Source organism: Caulobacter sp. 10L414, assembly GCF_056395525.1.
The window spans coordinates 1-17,622 of the sequence record NZ_JBFTJR010000027.1 but is presented as its reverse complement, the minus strand read 5'-3'; the positions used below and the strand labels follow the sequence as shown (position 1 = coordinate 17,622).

The 17,622-nt window shown below is 69.1% G+C and carries 15 protein-coding genes; 8 read left to right on the top strand and 7 right to left on the bottom strand.

What is annotated here, in order from left to right; translation table 11 throughout:
* Positions 1-14: 14 nt before the first annotated feature.
* The 5 genes from AC1DCG_RS12670 to AC1DCG_RS12650 all read right to left on the bottom strand — a co-directional run bounded on the left by AC1DCG_RS12670 (position 15) and on the right by AC1DCG_RS12650 (position 5,562).
* Positions 15-1,109, bottom strand: a complete 1,095-nt coding sequence (locus tag AC1DCG_RS12670) for an SGNH/GDSL hydrolase family protein (RefSeq protein WP_477029328.1) — start codon at positions 1,107-1,109, stop codon at positions 15-17.
* Between the two features lie 234 nt (positions 1,110-1,343).
* The gene (locus AC1DCG_RS12665) at positions 1,344-2,585 is read right to left on the bottom strand and encodes a pentapeptide repeat-containing protein (RefSeq protein WP_477029329.1); all 1,242 of its coding nucleotides are present in this window, start codon (positions 2,583-2,585) and stop codon (positions 1,344-1,346) included.
* Positions 2,586-2,665: 80 nt separating this feature from the next.
* Positions 2,666-3,625, bottom strand: coding sequence for a magnesium/cobalt transporter CorA (corA, locus tag AC1DCG_RS12660; protein WP_477036944.1), 960 nt, complete (start codon positions 3,623-3,625; stop codon positions 2,666-2,668).
* A gap of 83 nt (positions 3,626-3,708) precedes the next feature.
* Positions 3,709-4,395: a CHAP domain-containing protein gene (locus AC1DCG_RS12655; protein ID WP_165261081.1), complete on the bottom strand. Its 687-nt coding sequence runs from the start codon at positions 4,393-4,395 to the stop codon at positions 3,709-3,711.
* 69 nt (positions 4,396-4,464) lie between these two features.
* On the bottom strand, positions 4,465-5,562 hold the full coding sequence (locus AC1DCG_RS12650; RefSeq protein WP_477029331.1) for an acyltransferase family protein: 1,098 nt from the start codon (positions 5,560-5,562) through the stop codon (positions 4,465-4,467).
* A gap of 117 nt (positions 5,563-5,679) precedes the next feature.
* On the opposite strand from AC1DCG_RS12650, the gene AC1DCG_RS12645 reads away from it, so the two are divergent.
* Positions 5,680-6,471 carry a TerC family protein gene (locus tag AC1DCG_RS12645; protein WP_477029332.1) on the top strand — a complete coding sequence of 264 codons (792 nt, stop codon included), beginning with the start codon at positions 5,680-5,682 and terminating at the stop codon, positions 6,469-6,471.
* Between the two features lie 253 nt (positions 6,472-6,724).
* On the opposite strand, the gene ybaL is transcribed toward AC1DCG_RS12645, so the two are convergent.
* A complete protein-coding gene (ybaL, locus tag AC1DCG_RS12640; RefSeq protein ID WP_477037272.1) occupies positions 6,725-8,377 on the bottom strand; it encodes a YbaL family putative K(+) efflux transporter in 1,653 nt (550 codons plus the stop codon).
* A gap of 71 nt (positions 8,378-8,448) precedes the next feature.
* Between ybaL and AC1DCG_RS12635 the strand changes: the two genes are divergently transcribed.
* From AC1DCG_RS12635 to AC1DCG_RS12610, 6 genes are all read left to right on the top strand, one after another.
* A complete protein-coding gene (locus AC1DCG_RS12635; RefSeq protein ID WP_165261367.1) occupies positions 8,449-8,709 on the top strand; it encodes a helix-turn-helix domain-containing protein in 261 nt (86 codons plus the stop codon).
* A 32-nt stretch (positions 8,710-8,741) separates the two neighbouring features.
* A complete protein-coding gene (locus tag AC1DCG_RS12630; RefSeq protein WP_477029334.1) occupies positions 8,742-10,520 on the top strand; it encodes a cation:proton antiporter domain-containing protein in 1,779 nt (592 codons plus the stop codon).
* Positions 10,521-10,868: 348 nt separating this feature from the next.
* Entirely contained in the window at positions 10,869-12,068 is a 1,200-nt protein-coding gene (locus tag AC1DCG_RS12625) for an OmpA family protein (RefSeq protein WP_165261068.1), read from the top strand.
* A gap of 603 nt (positions 12,069-12,671) precedes the next feature.
* Complete coding sequence (locus tag AC1DCG_RS12620; RefSeq protein WP_165261365.1) at positions 12,672-14,546, top strand: ribonucleoside-diphosphate reductase subunit alpha; 1,875 nt, start codon at positions 12,672-12,674, stop codon at positions 14,544-14,546.
* Between the two features lie 179 nt (positions 14,547-14,725).
* Entirely contained in the window at positions 14,726-15,703 is a 978-nt protein-coding gene (locus AC1DCG_RS12615) for a lipid A-modifier LpxR family protein (protein WP_477029335.1), read from the top strand.
* Between the two features lie 95 nt (positions 15,704-15,798).
* Positions 15,799-16,122: an FmdB family zinc ribbon protein gene (locus AC1DCG_RS12610; protein WP_165261062.1), complete on the top strand. Its 324-nt coding sequence runs from the start codon at positions 15,799-15,801 to the stop codon at positions 16,120-16,122.
* Positions 16,123-16,294: 172 nt separating this feature from the next.
* On the opposite strand, the gene AC1DCG_RS12605 is transcribed toward AC1DCG_RS12610, so the two are convergent.
* A complete protein-coding gene (locus AC1DCG_RS12605; protein WP_165261060.1) occupies positions 16,295-16,696 on the bottom strand; it encodes a winged helix-turn-helix transcriptional regulator in 402 nt (133 codons plus the stop codon).
* 104 nt (positions 16,697-16,800) lie between these two features.
* On the opposite strand from AC1DCG_RS12605, the gene AC1DCG_RS12600 reads away from it, so the two are divergent.
* Entirely contained in the window at positions 16,801-17,535 is a 735-nt protein-coding gene (locus AC1DCG_RS12600; protein ID WP_165261057.1) for an SDR family NAD(P)-dependent oxidoreductase, read from the top strand.
* The last annotated feature ends 87 nt before the right edge of the window (positions 17,536-17,622 follow it).

Here is a 17,622-nt window from a genome sequence, read left to right as displayed (position 1 = left end):
GTCAAGCGCCGCGATCAGCGTCCCTGCCAGATCTCCGGCCGCTGATCGAGGAAGGCCGACAGGCGGGCGGAAATCCCCTGCTGGTCGCGGGCCGAGGGGTGCCAGTCGCAGCCGGTCAGCTCCATCTCGCCCACCGGAATGACGGCCAGGCGGGTCTCGCCGTCGGCCTTCAGCGCCTCGGCGACGCGGTCGACCTGGGCGGCGATCTCGCCTTCGGCGCTGGGCGGGGCCAGCAGGATCACGAAGGCCTGGGGCTGGCGGGCGCGGATGTCGCGCACGAAGCGGGCGTAGGCGGCCACGTAGTCGTCGCGCAGGGCCCGGCGGTCCTTCCACCGCTCGCCGGCCTTCAGCGGCGTGGAGAAGTCGTTGGTGCCCAGGTTGATCACCACCACCTGCGGTCGCCAGTTGTCGTCGCGGTAGCCGGGGGCGTCGCCCAGCAGGGCCTTGGGCCAGGCGGTCGGCAGGGTGTCGCCGCCCATGCCGTCGAAATTGCGCACGATACCCCGGCCGGAGATGGCGTTGACCTGGCGCTCGGCGCCGAAGCGCTGGGCGGTGAGGGGGCCAAAGGCGATGGAGTTGTCGGTGGTCATCCACACGCCGTCGCCCGGGCAGGCGCGGACGTCGGAGGCGTCGCCATAGCCGACGCTGTGGGAGTCGCCGATGAACTCGATCTGGCGACGGGGCGCGGCCAGGGGCAAGGGGAGGGACTGCGCCTGGCCGCCGTCCAGGAAGAAGCCGCCGAAGCGGGCTGGGGCGGCCTGCATCTCGTTGACGACGCTGGCGCGCACCAGGTGACGGCCGTTGGCCAGGCCCTCGATGCGGTAGAGGCCGGGGGCAGGCTTGACCAGCCGGCCGACCGGCGCGCCGTCGATGGAGAGGTGCAGGATCTGGTCGCCGGCCCCGACCTTGAACAGCACCGTCTCGCCCGCGAAGGCGGCCTCGAAGCGGGCGCTGGGCCACTGGTAGGTCCAGCCTTCCGGCCCGGCGACGACGCGGCCGCCGGCCAGCGCGGGCAGGGGCGTCAGGGCGGACGTTTCGGGAGCGGGGGCCAGGCGCGGCTGGGCCAGCGCGAGGGCGGGAACCAGGGCGGCCAGAGCCGCGGCCGTCACAAGCCCTCGAAATCCCATCGCGCCCTCCGGTTCGTGTGCGAGGGCCTTCGTGTAGCGGGTGGGCGCAATAAGGAAAGTCGGAAAAGGTATTCCGGCGCCCCTCTCCCCCTGCGGGAGAGGGTGGCCTCGCGGAACGAGGTCGGGTGAGGGGTCTCTCAGAAGTTTGTGGAGAGGCCTTTCGACCCCTCATCCGTCGGCCTTCGGCCGCCACCTTCTCCCGCAAGGGGAGAAGGTTCACTTGGCGACGAGGCCCTCGGGCAGCTCCGCGCCGCGCAGGTCGCAGCCGGAAAGGTTGGCGCGCGACAGGTCCGCGCCGATCAGGCGGGCGCGGGCGGCGCTGGCCCCAGACAGGTTGGCGCCGCGCAGCACCGCGCGGGTCAGGTCGGCGCGCAGGGCGCGGCCCTCGCCGATGACCAGCGGTCCCAGCTTGGCGCCCGTCAGGTCGGCGCGGGCCAGGTCGGCGTCGGCCAGACGCGCGCCGCGCAGGTCGGCCTTGCGCAGGTTGGCCCCGCGCAGGTCGGCGCCGACGAGGTTGGCGCCCTGCAGTTCGACGCCCTCCAGGTCCATGCCGAAGAAGATCGCGCCGGGGGCGGAAAGGCCGCTCAGCTTGCGGCCCTTCAGGCGGCGCAGGGGGCGGAAGTCGACCTGCGGGATGCTGGCCGCCCGACCCTTGGCGCCGCTGCTGGCGCAGAACGCCTCGTGGGCTTCCAGAAGCTCGTGCAGCGGCTGGTCGTCGACATAGATCAGCGGCGGCGGGGCGCGCAGCACCTCGGCCAGGTCGGCGTCCTCGAGATTGGCGCCGGAAGTGTCGACGCCGGTCAGCACCGCGCGGCGCAGCAGGGCGCCCGACAGGTCGGCCCCGAAGATCTCGGCGTTGGTCAGGTCGACCCGGTTCATCGTGGCGTTGTTCAGCCGTGCGCCCGACAGCGTGGCGCCCGACAGGTCGGCGTCGGTCAGGTCGGCGGCGCGGGCGAAGGCGCCTGACATCTGGGCCCCGCTCATCTTGGCGCCCTTCAAGAGGGCGTAGTCGAGGCCGGCGCCGTCCTCGGCGTGGCGCAGCAGGCGGAAGCCCTCGGCCCCGTCCTGCACGGCCGTCAGCCCCTCGCGCAGGTCGCAGCTGGAGAGGTCGGCGCCCGACAGGTTGGCCCCGCGCAGATAGGCTCCGCGCATGTCGACCCGGGTCAGGCGCGCGCCGCGCAGGTCGGCGTCGCGCAGGTCCGCGCCGTACAGCACCGCCCTGTCCAGCACCGCGCCGCGCAGCGAGGCCCCGGCCAACAGCGCGCCGGTCAGGTCGGCCTCGGACAGGTCCGCGCCGTCCAGCTCGAAGTGCGACAGGTCCAGATAGGCCAGGGTCGCGCGCCGCCCGGCCGGCAGGCCCTTGAGGTACCGCGCGTGCGCCTCCACCGCGGCCTTGACGGCGGCGGCGGGAGCCTTGCGGATCAGGCTCTGCGGCGAAGGGGCGGGAAGGGGCGACATCGGTGTTTTTATCAAGTGTTCCGGCCGTTTATGCCGAAGCTCCGCTTAAGGAACGGTTTGTTTTGCGGCTGTGAAACAAGTCACAGCCAGCCTTTTCGGCGGAACCAGATCAGCGGGAACAGGGCCGCGGCCAGCATCAGCCCCAGCGCCATCGGATAGCCCTCCATCCAGCGCAGTTCAGGCATGTGCTCGAAGTTCATCCCGTAGATGCCGGCGATCAGGGTCGGCGGCAGGAACACGGCCGAGAACACCGAGAAGATCTTGAAGATCTGGTTCTGCTCGATGTTGATGAAGCCCAGCGCCGCGTCGAGCAGGAAGGTGATGTTGCCCGACAGGTAGCTGGAATGGTCGGTGATCGACTGCACGTCGCGCTGCAGCGATTTGAGGTGGTCGCGCAGGTCCTTGTCGCCCTCGAACTGCTCGGCGAGGCTGGCGAACGACAGCAGGCGCGCCAGGCTGACCAGGCTGTCGCGGGCCTTGGCGTTGACGTTCTGCGCCCGGCCCAGGCGGCTGAGGATCTTTTCGAAGGCCGCGCCGCGCGGGCGGCTGAAGATGGTGCGCGACTGGGCCTCGACCTCGCCGGCGGTGCGCTCGAGAATGTCGGCGGTGCGGTCGACGATGGCGTCCAGCAGGCCAAGGAAGGTCTGCGGGCCGTGCGGGCAGAGGCTGGGCTGGCGCTCAGCCTGGGCGGCGAACACCGAGAAGGCGCGGGGCTCGACGTAGCGGATGGTCACCAGCTTGTCGCCGGCCAGCACGAAGGTCACCGGCGCGGCCGTGGGCAGCTCGCCCTCGGCGTTGACCAGGATCGTGGCGGTCATGAAGGTGCCGCCGTCCTCCTGGTAGAGGCGCGAGGAGGCCTCGATCTCGGCCATTTCCTCGCGGGTGGGCAGCAGCAGGCCGATCGACTGCTCGACGGCCACTTCCTCGGCGCGGGTGGGGTCGACGAGCTCGATCCAGACGGCGTCGGTCGGCAGCCGCCAGTCGGGCGTATGGCCGCCCGGCTCGAAGCCCGGGGCACCTTGTCGGAGAACTCTCAGCATGGATCGACCCGGACCTTCACCTCACGGGTGTGGCAGGGGCTTTGGGTCGCGTCAACGCACCTGGGCGTCGATCGATGTGGAGATCAGCGCGGCTGCTGAGCCTGCTTGTCGTCGCCTTGGGCGGCGGCGATCAGGGCGGCGATGCGGTCGGTGGAGTCGGCGGCCTGGTTGATCATGTCCAGCGGGTTGGCGCGGACCGACGAGGCGACCTGGTTGGCGGCCTGCTTGGCCAGCGACACGGCGGCGTTCTGGGCGAGCGCCAGCTTGCTGGTGGCCGCGGCGATCGTGATCGCCTGCTGGTTCTGATAGATGAAGCCGTGGGTCGGATAGACCGTGGTGCCCAGATCGCGGATCGGGTCGTACCAGACCTTGACCTGGCTCCAGTCGCCGGCGGGCGAGACGTCGACGACGGTGACGTCCTTCTCGACCTGGCCGCGGGCACCGTTCATGACGGACCAGTTGGCGTGGGTGACCTGGATCACCCGGTCGGTCAGCACCTGCGAAACGAAGGCGACGTGGCCGAGGTTCATGCGGCCGGTGGGCTTGAAGCAGAGGACGGCGCCGGCCTTGGGCGTGAAACCGGTCTCGTACTTGCCGGTGGCCTGGCCCCACCAGGTGCGGGCGTCGCCGAAGATCTGGATGCCCGACATCAGGCGGGCGAAGGGGACGCACTGCCAGTAACCGTCGGCCACGGCGCTCGAGATCGGCGCGAGGCTGATCATGGCCGCAGCGGCCAGGGAACCCCAAAGGGCTCTCTTCCGTTTCGTCATGCTTGGGTACTCCCCCGCGTCACTGGGTAGGGGGATAACCCTGACGGAAAAATATGAAAAGAGTGTTTATTAGGCCACAGTGGCGGTTGCGGCCGCGCTACGGCGTCGCTTGGCCACAGACTTCATGAAGTCTCGGGCCGGCTTTTCCACCAGGTGATACGACGCCGCCGACAGTGGAACCAAGGCTGCGACGATTAACGCCCAGACGGCCAGCGGCAGTTTGTCGCCCTCTATGTTCAAGAGCTTTGCTGCGCCGTTGATCGCCAGGATCTTCCACGGGATGCAGATCATGTAGGTCGAGTAGCTGATCTCGCCCAAATACACGAACATGCTTTGCGAAGCGAAGGTCGAACCGGCCTTGGCCAGGCGCGCCAGGGATAGAATAAATCCGCCCAAAATGGTCACGATCAACGCATCGGGCGCCTGGAGCTGCACTGTAGCGAGCAGCAGGAGGCCCGCGAAAGCGGCGCCGATTCCCGCGCCGCGAAGGCTCAGGTCCTGGTTCTTCCACAGGGTGTAGAGCGCGCAGCCGTAGAAGAAGCACGGCACGATGCGCAGGGCGCCCCAGCGGATCGTGGCCTCGGTCAGCGAAAATCCGGCCAGCTTCTCGAAGGCCGGATAGAGCCCGGCGATCACCAGCAGGGCCGCGCCCAGCAGCACCAGCGGCCGCTGCCGCAGCTTCCAGGCGACGAAGGCGAAGGCCGGGAAGCTGAGATAGGCGAACCACTCGGCCGAAATCGACCACGAGGGGTGGTTCCAGCCCGACACCGGCGCGAAACCCCAGGCCTGAACCAGCAGCAGGTTGGCCGGCAGGGCGTCCCAGGCCAGCATGTTCTTGTCGACGGCAATGCCGGCGATCCCGGCGGCGACCGCCATCAGGCCCACGCCCGCCAGGGTGAAGAGGTGCAGCGGATAGACTCGCGCCAGCCGGTTCCACAGGAAGCCGCCATAGCCGAACCGGCCCTCGCCGAAAGCCGTCAGATAGACGTGGCAGAGGATGAAGCCCGACAGGATGAAGAAGGCCTCGACGCCCAGGTAGCCCTTGGCCACGACGCCGGGAACCGTTCCGTCCACGGCGAGGTTTGGCCAGTAGTGGTACATCACCACCCAGAAGGCGGCGAAAAACCGCAAAGCGGTTAGGGGCTTGATATGGGCGGCGTCAGGCATATCTGCTTCTTCCGTGTCCGAGTTTCGCCGCAATTCGCCGATCGCCGTTTGGCGACCGCGGCGGGCTCTGCGACGGGCTGGGACCTGCTCAATTCTCACTCAGCCTAACCGGGACCCATGAACGAACTCCTTCAACTCGCCACCGACCCGGGCGCCTGGGCCGCCCTCGTCACCCTGGTGACCATGGAAATCGTCCTCGGGATCGACAACCTGGTCTTCATCTCGATCCTGTCGAACCGGCTGCCGCCCGAGCATCGCCAGCGTGTGCGCCGCATCGGCATCTCGCTGGCGCTGATCATGCGCCTGGCGCTGCTGTCGACCATCGCCTTCATCGTCGGCCTGACCGCCCCGGTCTTCAACCTGGGCATCGTCGGCCCGCTGGGCAGCCACGGCGAGCCGGCCTTCGAGACGGCCTTCTCCTGGCGCGACCTGATCCTGATCGCCGGCGGCCTGTTCCTGATCTGGAAGGCCACCAAGGAGATCCACCACACGGTCGACCCCAAGCACGAGAGCAACGACGTGCTCGACAAGACGGGCGTCGTGATCTCGAACGTCGGCGCGGCGATCTTCCAGATCATCCTCTTGGACCTGGTGTTCTCGATCGACTCGATCCTGACCGCCGTGGGCATGACCGACCACCTGCCGATCATGGTCATCGCCGTGATCGCCGCCGTGACCGTGATGCTGCTGGCCGCCGACCCGCTGGGCAACTTCATCAACGCCAACCCGACCGTGGTCATGCTGGCCCTGGGCTTCCTCTTGATGATCGGCACCGTGCTGATCGCCGAGGGCTTCGGGGTGCACGTGCCCAAGGGCTACATCTACACCGCCATGGCCTTCTCGGCCGGCGTCGAGGGCCTGAACATGCTCTCGCGCCGCGCGGCGGAGCGGAAGCACAAGAAGGAATGACCATGATCCTTCTCCCCTTGTGGGAGAAGGTGTCGGCGATAGCCGACGGATGAGGGGTTTCTCAGACGCAGAACGCCGCGACAGCTGATCGGCTGTCGCGGCGTTTCTGTTTCAAGGACCCTCTCCCTGAAGGGAGAGGTGTCGGCGAAGCCGACGGAGAGGGGAGGGGCTGCGAAACCGGCCGCCTCTCCGGCGGCTGAAAACGTCCCCCCTCCGGCCCTCCGGGCCACCTCCCCCAGGAGGGGGAGGGTCTTTAATGCGCCGGGGCCGGCGGCGGCTGGCGCCTCGGGGCGCGCTGGAGCATCCCGCGGGCGATCTCCTGCTCGCCGATCAGGGCTTCGGTGGCGCCCATCTGGCCCAGCAGCTCGACGTCGGCGTCGGTGTAGGCGCGGGCGATGATGCGGGCGTCGGGATTGGCCGCGCGGGCCTGCTCGATGATCCGCGCCGCCTCGAAGGGGCTGGGCACCGCCACGAAGACGTGGGTGGCCTTGTCCAGGCCCGCCTTCATCAGCACCTCGGGGCGCACGGCGTTGCCCTGCACCACCTCGTAGCCTGCCTCGCGCAGCTCGGCGGCGCGCTCGACCTCGTCCTCGATGACCACCAGCGGCGTGCGGTTGCGCAGGCCCTCGGCCACGGCCTTGCCCACCCGGCCGTAGCCGACCAGCACCGCGTGCGGCTGGGCGGCGGCGGCCACCGGCTCGCTGGCGCCCTCCTTGGCCGAGACCTTGACCAGCGCCTTGTCCAGCCAGGCGAACAGCAGCGGGTTGATCAGGATCGACAGGATGGCGCCGGCCAGGATCAGGTCGCGGCCCTCCGGCGGCAGCAGCTTCAGCGACACGCCAAGGCCCGCCAGGATGAACGAGAACTCGCCGATCTGGGCCAGGCTAACCGAGATGGTCAGGGCCACGCTCTTGGGGCGCTTGAAGGCCACGACGATGAAGTAGGCAGCGACCGACTTGCCCAGCACGATGATCGCCACGGTGGCCAGCACCGCCAGCGGCTCGCGCAGCAGCACCATCGGGTCGAACAGCATGCCGATCGAGACGAAGAACAGCACCGCGAACGCGTCGCGCAGGGGCAGGGTCTCGTTGGCGGCCTGATGCGACAGCTCGCTCTCGGCCATGATCATGCCGGCGAAGAAGGCGCCCAGCGCGAACGAGACGCCGAACAGCGCGGCCGAGCCGAACGCCACCCCAAGGGCGATGGCCAGCACCGCCAGGCGGAACAGCTCGCGCGAGCCGGTGTGGGCGATGCGGTGCAGGATCCACGGGATGACCCGGCGGCCGACGATCAGCATGAAGGCGACGAAGGCGGCGACCTTGCCGATGGTCAGGGCGAAGGCGCCCAGGATGCCGCCCGAGGCGTGGGCCGGGGCGGTTCCGCCCAGCACGCCCGACAGCGCCGGCAGCAGCACCAGGGCCAGCACCATGGCCAGGTCCTCGACGATCAGCCAACCGACGGCGATGCGGCCGCGGTCGGTCTCGATCAGCCGGCGCTCCTGCAGGGCGCGCAGCAGCACCACGGTCGAGGCCACCGACAAGGCCAGGCCGAACACCACGCCCGGCCCCCAGCCCCAGCCCAGCGCCACGGCCAGGCCCACGCCCATCAGGGTGGCGGCGGTGATCTGGGCCACCGCGCCGGGGATGGCGATCTTGCGCACCGCCATCAGGTCCTTGACCGAGAAGTGCAGGCCCACCCCGAACATCAGCAGGATGACCCCGATCTCCGCCAGCTGCGGGGCCAGTTCCTGGTCGGCGACGTAGCCCGGCGTGAACGGCCCGACGATGACCCCGGCCAGCAGGTAGCCGACCAGCACCGGCAGCTTCAACCGATTGGCGAGCGCGCCGAAGACGAAAGCCAGGCCCAGGCCCGCGACGATGGTGGCGATCAGCGAGGTGTGGTGCAAAGGGCCTCCTTGACGGTCATCTTTTTCGGGCGTACTCACCCATTATGGGTGACGAGCCCGTGGGATTCCAGATGCCACACGCAAAAATTCTCCTTCCTGCCCAGTGTCGGGGCGCCCGCGGGCTGCTCAACTGGTCGCAAGGCGAGCTCGCGGACAAGGCGGGGGTGTCGCGCAGCACGGTCAAGGACTTCGAGACCGAGCGCCACGCCTTGCACCATAGCACCGAAAGGCTCCTCATCGAGGCGCTGGAAGCGGGCGGCGCGGTGCTGATCCCGGGCGCGGAGACCGGCGAGCCGGGACCGGGCGTGCGGCTTAAGATGGTCGTGGACTAGGACAGAAACCTGATCGAGGAGGGGCGGGGGCGTTGAACCACGAGGTTTCACCGGCGGACTACAAGGATCTGGTCCTGTTCCTGGCCACGGCCGGGATCGTCGCGCCGCTGTTCAAGCGCCTTCGCATCAATCCCATCCTCGGCTTCCTGCTGGCCGGCGTGATCCTGGGGCCGTTCGGCCTGGGCCGCCTGATCGGCGTCGCCCCGTGGCTCGACTACGTCACCGTCGACAATCCCGACGAGATCGGCCAGCTGGCCGAGTTCGGGGTGGTGTTCCTGCTGTTCATGATCGGGCTGGAGCTGTCGTGGGAGCGGCTGCGCCTGCTGCGCAAGTACGTCTTCGGCCTGGGCGCGGCCCAGGTGATCGGCTGCTCGCTGGCGCTGGGCGCGGTGGCGATGATGCTGGGCCAGACGCCGGTGGCGGCCCTGGCCATCGGCTCGGCCCTGACCCTGTCGTCGACCGCCATCGCCGTGCCGGTGCTGGCCGAGCGCAAGCGGCTGCACGCCGAAGGCGGGCGGGCGACCTTCTCGGTGCTGCTGTTCCAGGACCTGGCGGTGGCGCCGATCCTGATCACCCTGGCGATCCTGGGCCGGGGGCATGGCGAGTTCGACGCCCGCGGCCTGCTGGCGCTGCTGCCGGCGGCCCTGGGCCTGGGCGTCATCGTGCTGGTCGGCCGCCTGGCCCTGCGTCCGATGATGCGCTCGGTCGCCAAGGCCAAGAGCGAAGAGATGTTCATGGCCGCCTGCCTGCTGGTGATCATCAGCGCGGGCCTGGTCAGTTCGCTGTCGGGCCTGTCGATGGCGCTGGGCGCGTTCGTCGCCGGCGTGCTGCTGGCCGAGACCGAGTATCGCCACGAGGTCGAGGTCAAGATCGAGCCGTTCAAGGGCCTTCTGCTGTCGCTGTTCTTCGTGTCGCTGGGCATTCGCCTGGACCTGTCGCTGCTGGTCGCCTCGCCGGTGCTGGTGCTGGGCACGGCGGTGGGCCTGGTGGTGATCAAGGCCGCCATGGTGTTTGGCCTGGGCCGGCTGTTCGGCCTCTCCAACCGGGCCTCGGGCGAGGCGGCCCTGGCCCTGGCGGCCGGCGGCGAGTTCGCCTTCGTGCTGCTGGCCAACGCCATGGACGCCGAGGTGGTCGAACCGGCCATCGGCCAGGCGGTGCTGGTCGCGGCCACCCTGACCATGTTCCTGATCCCGGTCCTGACCGGGATCGGCGCGCGGCTCGGCCGCAAGGCGCCGGCCGAGACCACCGAGGCGCCGGACGGCGTCGACCTGTCGGTGGAAGAGCCCAAGGGCCGGGTGCTGGTCGTCGGCTTCGGCCGCGTCGGCCGGCTGGTCGGAGAGATGCTCGACCGCCACGACCTGCCGTGGATCGCCATCGACCGCGACCCGCGCCTGGTCGAGCAGGGCCGCCGCGCCGGCCACCGGGTCTATTTCGGCGACGCCGCGCGGGTGGAGCTGCTGGAGCGCTGCGGCCTCGACTACGCCCGGGCGGTGGTGGTCACCATGGACGGTCCGGAAGCCGCCGAGGCGGTGGTCGAGGCCGCGCGGGGCCATCGTCCCGACCTGACCATCGTGGCCCGGGCCCGCGACGCCCGCCACGCCGCGCGCCTGTACGAGCTGGGCGCCACCGACGCCGTGCCCGAGACCATCGAGGCCTCGCTGCAGCTGTCGGAGGCGGTTCTGGTCGATGTCGGCGTGCCGATGGGCCTGGTGATCGCCTCGATCCACGAGCGTCGCGACGAGTATCGCAAGGTGCTCAACCGCCCGGACGCCCTGGGCGGGCGCCGCCGCCGTCTTCGCGACGCGGGGTGAGGCGAGGGGGCCGGGATCGCCGGCCCGCCCGGTTGGTATCCCGACACCGCGCTCAAAACTTGACTATTTGCGTCGCTTTTCAGCCCTCAAGACCGGCTGGACGCTACGGAAGGCCTTGCGCGGAAACGCTTTGCGTGCGAACCGAGAGGTGCGGGCGCCTTTCGAGGAGACCACGCCGTCGGATTCGGCGGGGGGGAATTCGCAAGGCGTGACCGCGAGGTGTCGCGGGGGACTCCGCCGCTGTGAAACTTTGGACGGTGTTGCCGAGCCGACACTTTCGCGGGACGTGCGCCTTGGTATAACGATGCTCGGCCGTTGGGCCGTGCAGGGCAATAGAGGGCTCTTGATATGAAACTCAAACTCCTGGCGGGAGCCGCCCTGGCCGCGGTGTTCGCCGCGTCGGGCGCTTCGGCCCAAGAGACCGGCTGGTATGGCGCGGTCGACCTCGGCTACCACTGGCCGACGGCTGTCAACAGCGAGTCGGACGCCAACGCTCCGGACGGTCAGCACTATCACTGGACCTGGAAGTCGGAGTCCGATTGGGCCGGCTTCGTGCGTCTGGGCTACCAGTTCACCCCGAACTGGCGCGCTGAACTCGAAGGCGGCTACCGTCCGGGCGACCTGGAAGGCGTCCGCGGCAACCCCGTCCGTCAGCAGCCGATCGGCCTCTGCACCCCGGGCGTGACGCGCACCGCCGCGAACCCGAAGTGCGGTTCGCCGTCGGGCTCGATCGAGTCGTGGTCGCTGATGTTCAACGTCCTGTACGACTTCGCTCCGGACGCCAAGCTGAACCCGTTCGTCGGCGCCGGCCTCGGCGTCAACCGTCTCGACGTCACCACCCTGGGCCAGTTCTCGGGCGTTCCGGCCGGCCAAGCCGCCATCCAGAACCTGACCGTCGACGACGACGACATCGCGATCGCCTGGCAGGGCATCGCCGGTCTGGCCTGGAAGGCGACCGACAAGCTGAAGCTCGACGTCACCTACCGTTACTTCTCGACCGACGACCACAGCTGGAAGTCGACGGGTTCTGGCGCTCTGCAGCCCGGCACCTTCGAAGGCCAGTACAAGGACCAGTCGCTGACGGTCGGCCTGCGGTACTCGTTCGCGGCTCCGCCGCCCCCGCCGCCGCCCCCGCCGCCGCCGCCGCCTCCTCCGCCCCCGCCGCCTCCGCCGCCTCCGCCCCCGCCGCCGCCTCCGCCGGCCCCGGTGTACGAAGCGCGCGAATTCATCGTCTACTTCCCGTTCGATCAGTACGTGCTGACGCCGGAAGCCCAGTCGGTGGTTTCGGAAGCCGCCAAGTACGCCAACGACGGCAAGGCCACCCGCCTGGTGGTCGTCGGTCACACCGACACCTCGGGCTCGCCGAAGTACAACGTCCGCCTGTCGGAACGTCGTGCGAAGGCCGTGGCCGACGCTCTGGTCGGTCTGGGCGTCGCCCAATCGACCCTGGCGGTCGACTGGAAGGGTGAAACCGCTCCGGCCGTCGCCACCGGCGACGGCGTGAAGGAACCGCTGAACCGCCGTTCGACCATCTCGATCAACTTCTAAGATCGAGACCGAACGGAGGCTCTAGGCTTCCCGACGAATGCGAAGGCCCCGGAGGAAACTCCGGGGCCTTTTGCTGTCTGGCCAAGTCTGGCTCCCCTTCTCCCCTTGCGGGAGAAGGTGGCGGCGCAGCCGTCGGATAAGGGGTTTCTCAGAAATCTGACGTCGCGCCCGGTCGATCGGTTTTCGCGGCTCAGAGGGCCTTTGACCCCTCACCCGACCCCGCGTTGCGGGGCCACCCTCTCCCGCAGGGGGAGAGGGATCTCTGTTGGAATATCCCCGCTCTTTTTTGCTCCGAACCCTTCCGAAGAATCCGGAATCGACGGGTGGGCAGGCGCTCCGGTCGCGGAGCTTCGTTAACGCCGGTGCGGCGCGATGACGCGGCGAAAAATTATGGTGTGGGCAAACCCTTGATCCACACCGAGAACCTCAACGCGTTCACAGGTTGTTAACGAAAAACTCGCCTCGGAGGCGTTACAAGCCGTTGACGAAACGGCGGCGCCTGTGGCCCCATATATGGGCTCTGGGGGCGCAATGCCCTACTATATCTAGCGGCTTCGCTGGAAGCGGACGGCTTCTCGCAAGCGCATGGTAAATGGACGGGTTCTGCTCATGACCGCTGGTGAAGCGACCAAGATTCAACCTGCCGCGCGCCCTGCGTCGGCCTTCAAGGAGCGTCCGGCCCTGGCGCTGGTGCGCAAGGTCCAGGTGGACCGCTCGCGCGACGCGCTCCTGACCGATTTCGGCAAGACCACGCTGGAAGACCGCTATCTGCTGCCGGGCGAGTCCTACCAGGACATGTTCGCGCGCGTCTCGACGGCCTTCGCCGACGACGCCGACCACGCCCAGCGCGTCTACGACTACATGAGCCGCCTGTGGTTCATGCCGGCCACCCCGGTGCTCAGCAACGGCGGCGCCGATCGCGGCCTGCCGATCAGCTGCTTCCTCAACGCCGTCAACGACAGCCTCGACGGCATCCTGGGCGTCTGGAACGAGAACGTCTGGCTGGCGGCCAACGGCGGCGGCATCGGCACCTACTGGGGCGGCGTCCGTTCGATCGGCGAGAAGGTCAAGGGCCAGGGCCAGACCTCGGGCATCATCCCCTTCATCCGCGTGATGGACAGCCTGACGCTGGCGATCTCGCAGGGGTCCCTGCGCCGCGGCTCGGCCGCCGTCTATCTCGACATCCACCACCCGGAAATCGAGGAGTTCCTCGAGATCCGCAAGGCGTCAGGCGACTTCAACCGCAAGTCCCTGAACCTGCACCACGGCATCTCGATCTCCGACGAGTTCATGCACGCCGTGCGCGACGGCCAGAAGTTCGGCCTGCGCTCGCCCAAGACCAACGAGGTCCTGCGCGAAGTCGACGCCCGCGGCCTGTGGCAGAAGATCCTCGAGCTGCGCCTGCAGACCGGCGAGCCCTACCTGATCTTCTCCGACAGCGTGAACCGCGCCATGCCCTCGTTCCAGCGCGAGCTGGGACTGAAGGTGCGCCAGTCGAACCTGTGCAGCGAGATCATGCTGCACACCGGCACCGACCACCTGGGCCAGGAGCGCACCGCGGTGTGCTGCCTCTCCAGCGTCAACGCCGAGACCTATCTGGAGTGGCGCGATCACCCGACCTTCATCGAGGACGTCATGCGCTTCCTCGACAACGTCCTGCAGGACTTCATCGATCGCGCCCCGGACGCGGCCTCGACCGCCGCCTACGCCGCCATGCGCGAGCGTTCGGTGGGCCTGGGTTTGATGGGCTTCCACTCGTTCCTGCAAAGCCAGAACGTGCCGTTCGAAAGCGCCCTGGCCAAGAGCTGGAACATGCGGATGTTCAAGCACCTGCGCCGCGAGGCCGACAAGGCCAGCATCAAGATCGGTGAAGAGAAGGGCCCGTGCCCCGACGCCGCCGACCGCGGCTCGATGGAGCGCTTCTCGCACAAGCTGGCCATCGCCCCGACGGCCTCGATCTCGATCATCTGCGGCGGCACCAGCGCCGGCATCGAGCCGATCCCGGCCAACATCTACACCCACAAGACCCTGTCGGGCTCGTTCGCGGTGAAGAACCCCTACCTGGAGAAGCTGCTCGAGGAGAAGGGCCAGAACACCGACGTGGTCTGGGGCTCGATCCTGGAGAACGAAGGCTCGGTCCAGCACCTGGAGTTCCTGAGCCAGGACGAGAAGGACGTCTACAAGACCGCCTTCGAACTGGATCAGCGCTGGGTGGTCGAACTGGCCGCCGACCGCACGCCGGAAATCTGCCAGAGCCAGTCGGTCAACGTCTTCCTGCCGGGCGACGTCGACAAGTGGGACCTGCACATGCTGCACTGGATGGCCTGGGAACGCGGCGTCAAAAGCCTCTACTACCTGCGCTCCAAGTCGGTTCAGCGCGCGGCCTACGCCGGCGCCGACGGCAAGGGCGAGGAGGCCGCCGGCGGCTTCGACGCCCCGGCCAAGACCGACTACGAAGAGTGCCTGGCCTGCCAGTGATGCGGGCGCGCTAGGGCGCGGCAGCGACGATTAACCACAGCGGCGCGACACATCGCGCCGCTGTTTCTTTGCGCGGAACCAATACAGTCACTGACTGTTCACCGAACGCCGGCGTTTTCCCGGTGGACGTATCCGATCAGGCGGATACGGTGGGCAGGATTGGGATTGGGGAATCCGCAATGCGTATCGTTTGCGTGACGATCGCGACGTGCTGCGGCGCCGCTCTGGCGCTTTCCGCGGCATCGTCGGAAGCTGCTGTCCGGAAGGGCAAGCGCAAGGCGTCGGCCAAGCCGGCGGCCGCCGCGCCGACTCTGACGCCCACCTTGCAGAAACTGGATCTGACCCGCCGCGAGCCGTCGCAGGCCGCGCCGACGTCGGCCGCCGCCTTCGCCGCCCGTCCGGCCGACTCCCGGGCCGTCGAGGCCGAGGGCGAGCTGTTCTCGGTGTCGCCGGCGGGCCTCTATGGCGACGCCAACCTGCTGGACGCCGACCGCTATTACAACGAGCGCGGGCCGGTCAGCTGGCGCTCGGGCAGCTACGTGGTCGGCGACAACGGCCACAGCGTCGATTCCGTGCGCGTGTCGGTCGCCAGCTCCTCGCGTCTGGCCCAGAGCGCACCGCTCAGCCTGGTGCGCCCCGGCGCGGCCAATTTCGACGCCGATAGCGTCGATGTTAGCGTCTCGCGCGGCTGGCCGGCGGCGGTCAAGTTCGGCGCCGGCAAGCTGGCCGTCGACTTCACGCCCCATGCGGGCCTGGGCTTCGGCGGGGCCGGCGGTTCGGCCGAGGCCGGCGGCATGGTCCGCATCGGCAAGAGCGTCGAGGACCGGGTGATCAGCGGCCTGGGCGTGCGCGACGGCAGCGAAACCTTCGGCGACCGCGGGCGCTGGTACCTGTTCGCCGGCGCCAGCGGCCAGCTGGTCGGCATGAACCTTCTGCGCGGCCAGGACGGCGACTGGACCCGGGCCGGCGTCACCTCCGACACGGGCAGCCGCCTGGTCGGCGACGCCCAGGCGGGCGTGGGCTGGCGGCGCGGGCCGATGCAGGCCTCGGTCGGCTACATCCGCCGCGAGATCAAGTCCAAGGACCAGATCATGGGCATGGCGACCCAGGAAGACTCGGTCGTGGCCCTTTCGTTCAGCCTCAAACCGCATTGGTGACCGGCGTTTGATTTGCGCCGCGACCTCGCGGCGCTTGAGTTTCCGGCCGCGATCATGCAGCTAGCGTCGATCCGTCCGCAAAATCGTCGAGCGTCATGAGCGAGAGCGAGCCCCCGCGCCGCAAGATCCTGAGCCTGAAGAGCGGCGTCGCCGCGCCCGGCGGCCCGCCGCCGCTGGAGCGGCTGCAGAAGGCCGCCAAGGTCGTCACCCCCGAGCCGGCCCCGCCGCCGCCGCCCGCCGTCGGCGACTGGAAGTGCAAGCCCTGCGGCACCCGCTTTGATCCGCCGGTCGAACTGGCCGACAGCGACCACGTGCGCTGCCCCTCGTGCAACGCGCGCCTGGGCCTGGCTTCGGACTTCCGCGCCGACCCGCCGAACGTCGCCAAGCTGCGCGCCCGCCACCTGAAGAAGGCCGGCTGAGCCGCAGGCCAGCGTCCGTATCCGATGGGGCGGACGCGAAAGATCGAAGCGCCTACACCCGTCATCCCGGAAAGCGCGTAGCGCTTATCCGGGACCCAAGTGACCGGGCGCCGAGTCTGGGCTCATCCGTCCGGCGGTCGATGCCCTGCCCGTCACGCCCGGGGCCCGGTTCTCAAGAAGCTGAAGGCGAGCCGACCGGCTCCGATCGTCCCGGCCAGCTCTGGCGCTGGGCGAGCACCCGGGCCACTTCGGCCATGTTCTCGGTTCCCCACAGGCACAACGGCTCCAGCGCCTTGGTCAGGCTCAGCCCCAGCGGGGTGAGGCTGTAATCGACCCTGGGCGGCACCTCCTTGTAGTCGGTGCGCACGACCAGGTCGTCGCCCTCCAGTTCCTTGAGCTGCTGGATCAGCACCTTATCGCTGACGCCGCGCACGGCCCGGCGCAACTCGCCGTAGCGGGTGGGGCCCTGCAGCAGGAAATAGAGGATCAGCGGCTTCCACTTGCCGGAGATCACGCGAAGCGTGGCGTCCAGCCCGCAGCTGAAGCCGGTCGCGCAGAGGGGAGCGTCGCTCATGGTTCCGGGATCCGAACTTTCTGGGCACTTACCAAAAGGTGCATACTTGTCGATAGGTATGTAGGTCGCCAACTCCCTTGCCGCCACACTGAAGGAGGCAAGACATGAGCAGACTTGAAGGCAAGACCGCCGTGATCACCGGCGGCGCAAGCGGCATCGGCCTGGGCGCGGCCAAGCGCTTCGTCGAGGAAGGCGCGTTCGTCTACATCTTCGGCCGCCGGCAGGAGGCGCTGGACGCGGCCCTGCGCGAACTGGGCCCCAACGCCCGGGCGGTCCGCGGGTCGGTGACCGAGGCGGCCGATCTGGATCGCCTGTACGAGACGGTGAAGGCCGAGCGCGGCGGGCTCGACATCCTGCTGGCCAACGCCGGCACCGGATCGTTCGCGCCGCTGGGTGAGATCACGGTCGAGCACTACGACCAGATCTTCGATCTCAACGTGAAGGGCCTGGTGTTCACCGTGCAGAAGGCGCTGCCGCTGATGGGGCAGGGCGGCTCGATCATCCTGACCGGCTCCAGCACCGGCGTGATGGGCACCCCGGCCTTCAGCATCTACAGCGCCACCAAGGCCGCCGTGCGCAACCTGGCGCGCAGTTGGGCGCTGGACCTGCGCGGCACGGGCGTTCGGGTCAACGTGATGTCGCCCGGCCCGATCACCACCGAGCTGGCGCAGGAGGTGCTGGGCGAGGACGGCGTGGCCGCCATGGGCGCCTCGACGGTGCTGGGGCGCATGGGCGATCCGGCCGAGACCGGCGCGGTGGCCGCGTTCCTGGCCTCGTCGGACTCCAGCTTCATGACCGGCGGCGAGGTGTTCGTCGACGGCGGTCTGGCCCAGGTCTGAGCCAGCTCAGCGCGGGGGCGGCGGCGGACGGTCGCCGCCCCCGTCGGGGCCCGGCCCGCCGCCGGGCGGCGGAGGCGCGCCAGGGCC

Excerpts from the sequence above, each read along its gene's own strand:
- AC1DCG_RS12610 (WP_165261062.1), top strand. The coding sequence starts at position 15,799 with ATGAGCGAGAGCGAGCCCCCGCGCCGCAAGATCCTGAGCCTGAAGAGC.
- AC1DCG_RS12665 (WP_477029329.1), bottom strand. The coding sequence starts at position 2,585 with ATGTCGCCCCTTCCCGCCCCTTCGCCGCAGAGCCTGATCCGCAAGGCT.
- AC1DCG_RS12615 (WP_477029335.1), top strand. The coding sequence starts at position 14,726 with ATGCGTATCGTTTGCGTGACGATCGCGACGTGCTGCGGCGCCGCTCTG.
- AC1DCG_RS12655 (WP_165261081.1), bottom strand. The coding sequence starts at position 4,395 with ATGACGAAACGGAAGAGAGCCCTTTGGGGTTCCCTGGCCGCTGCGGCC.
- AC1DCG_RS12635 (WP_165261367.1), top strand. The coding sequence starts at position 8,449 with ATGCCACACGCAAAAATTCTCCTTCCTGCCCAGTGTCGGGGCGCCCGC.
- AC1DCG_RS12625 (WP_165261068.1), top strand. The coding sequence starts at position 10,869 with ATGAAACTCAAACTCCTGGCGGGAGCCGCCCTGGCCGCGGTGTTCGCC.
- AC1DCG_RS12645 (WP_477029332.1), top strand. The coding sequence starts at position 5,680 with ATGAACGAACTCCTTCAACTCGCCACCGACCCGGGCGCCTGGGCCGCC.
- AC1DCG_RS12600 (WP_165261057.1), top strand. The coding sequence starts at position 16,801 with ATGAGCAGACTTGAAGGCAAGACCGCCGTGATCACCGGCGGCGCAAGC.
- AC1DCG_RS12605 (WP_165261060.1), bottom strand. The coding sequence starts at position 16,696 with ATGAGCGACGCTCCCCTCTGCGCGACCGGCTTCAGCTGCGGGCTGGAC.
- corA (WP_477036944.1), bottom strand. The coding sequence starts at position 3,625 with ATGCTGAGAGTTCTCCGACAAGGTGCCCCGGGCTTCGAGCCGGGCGGC.
- AC1DCG_RS12650 (WP_477029331.1), bottom strand. The coding sequence starts at position 5,562 with ATGCCTGACGCCGCCCATATCAAGCCCCTAACCGCTTTGCGGTTTTTC.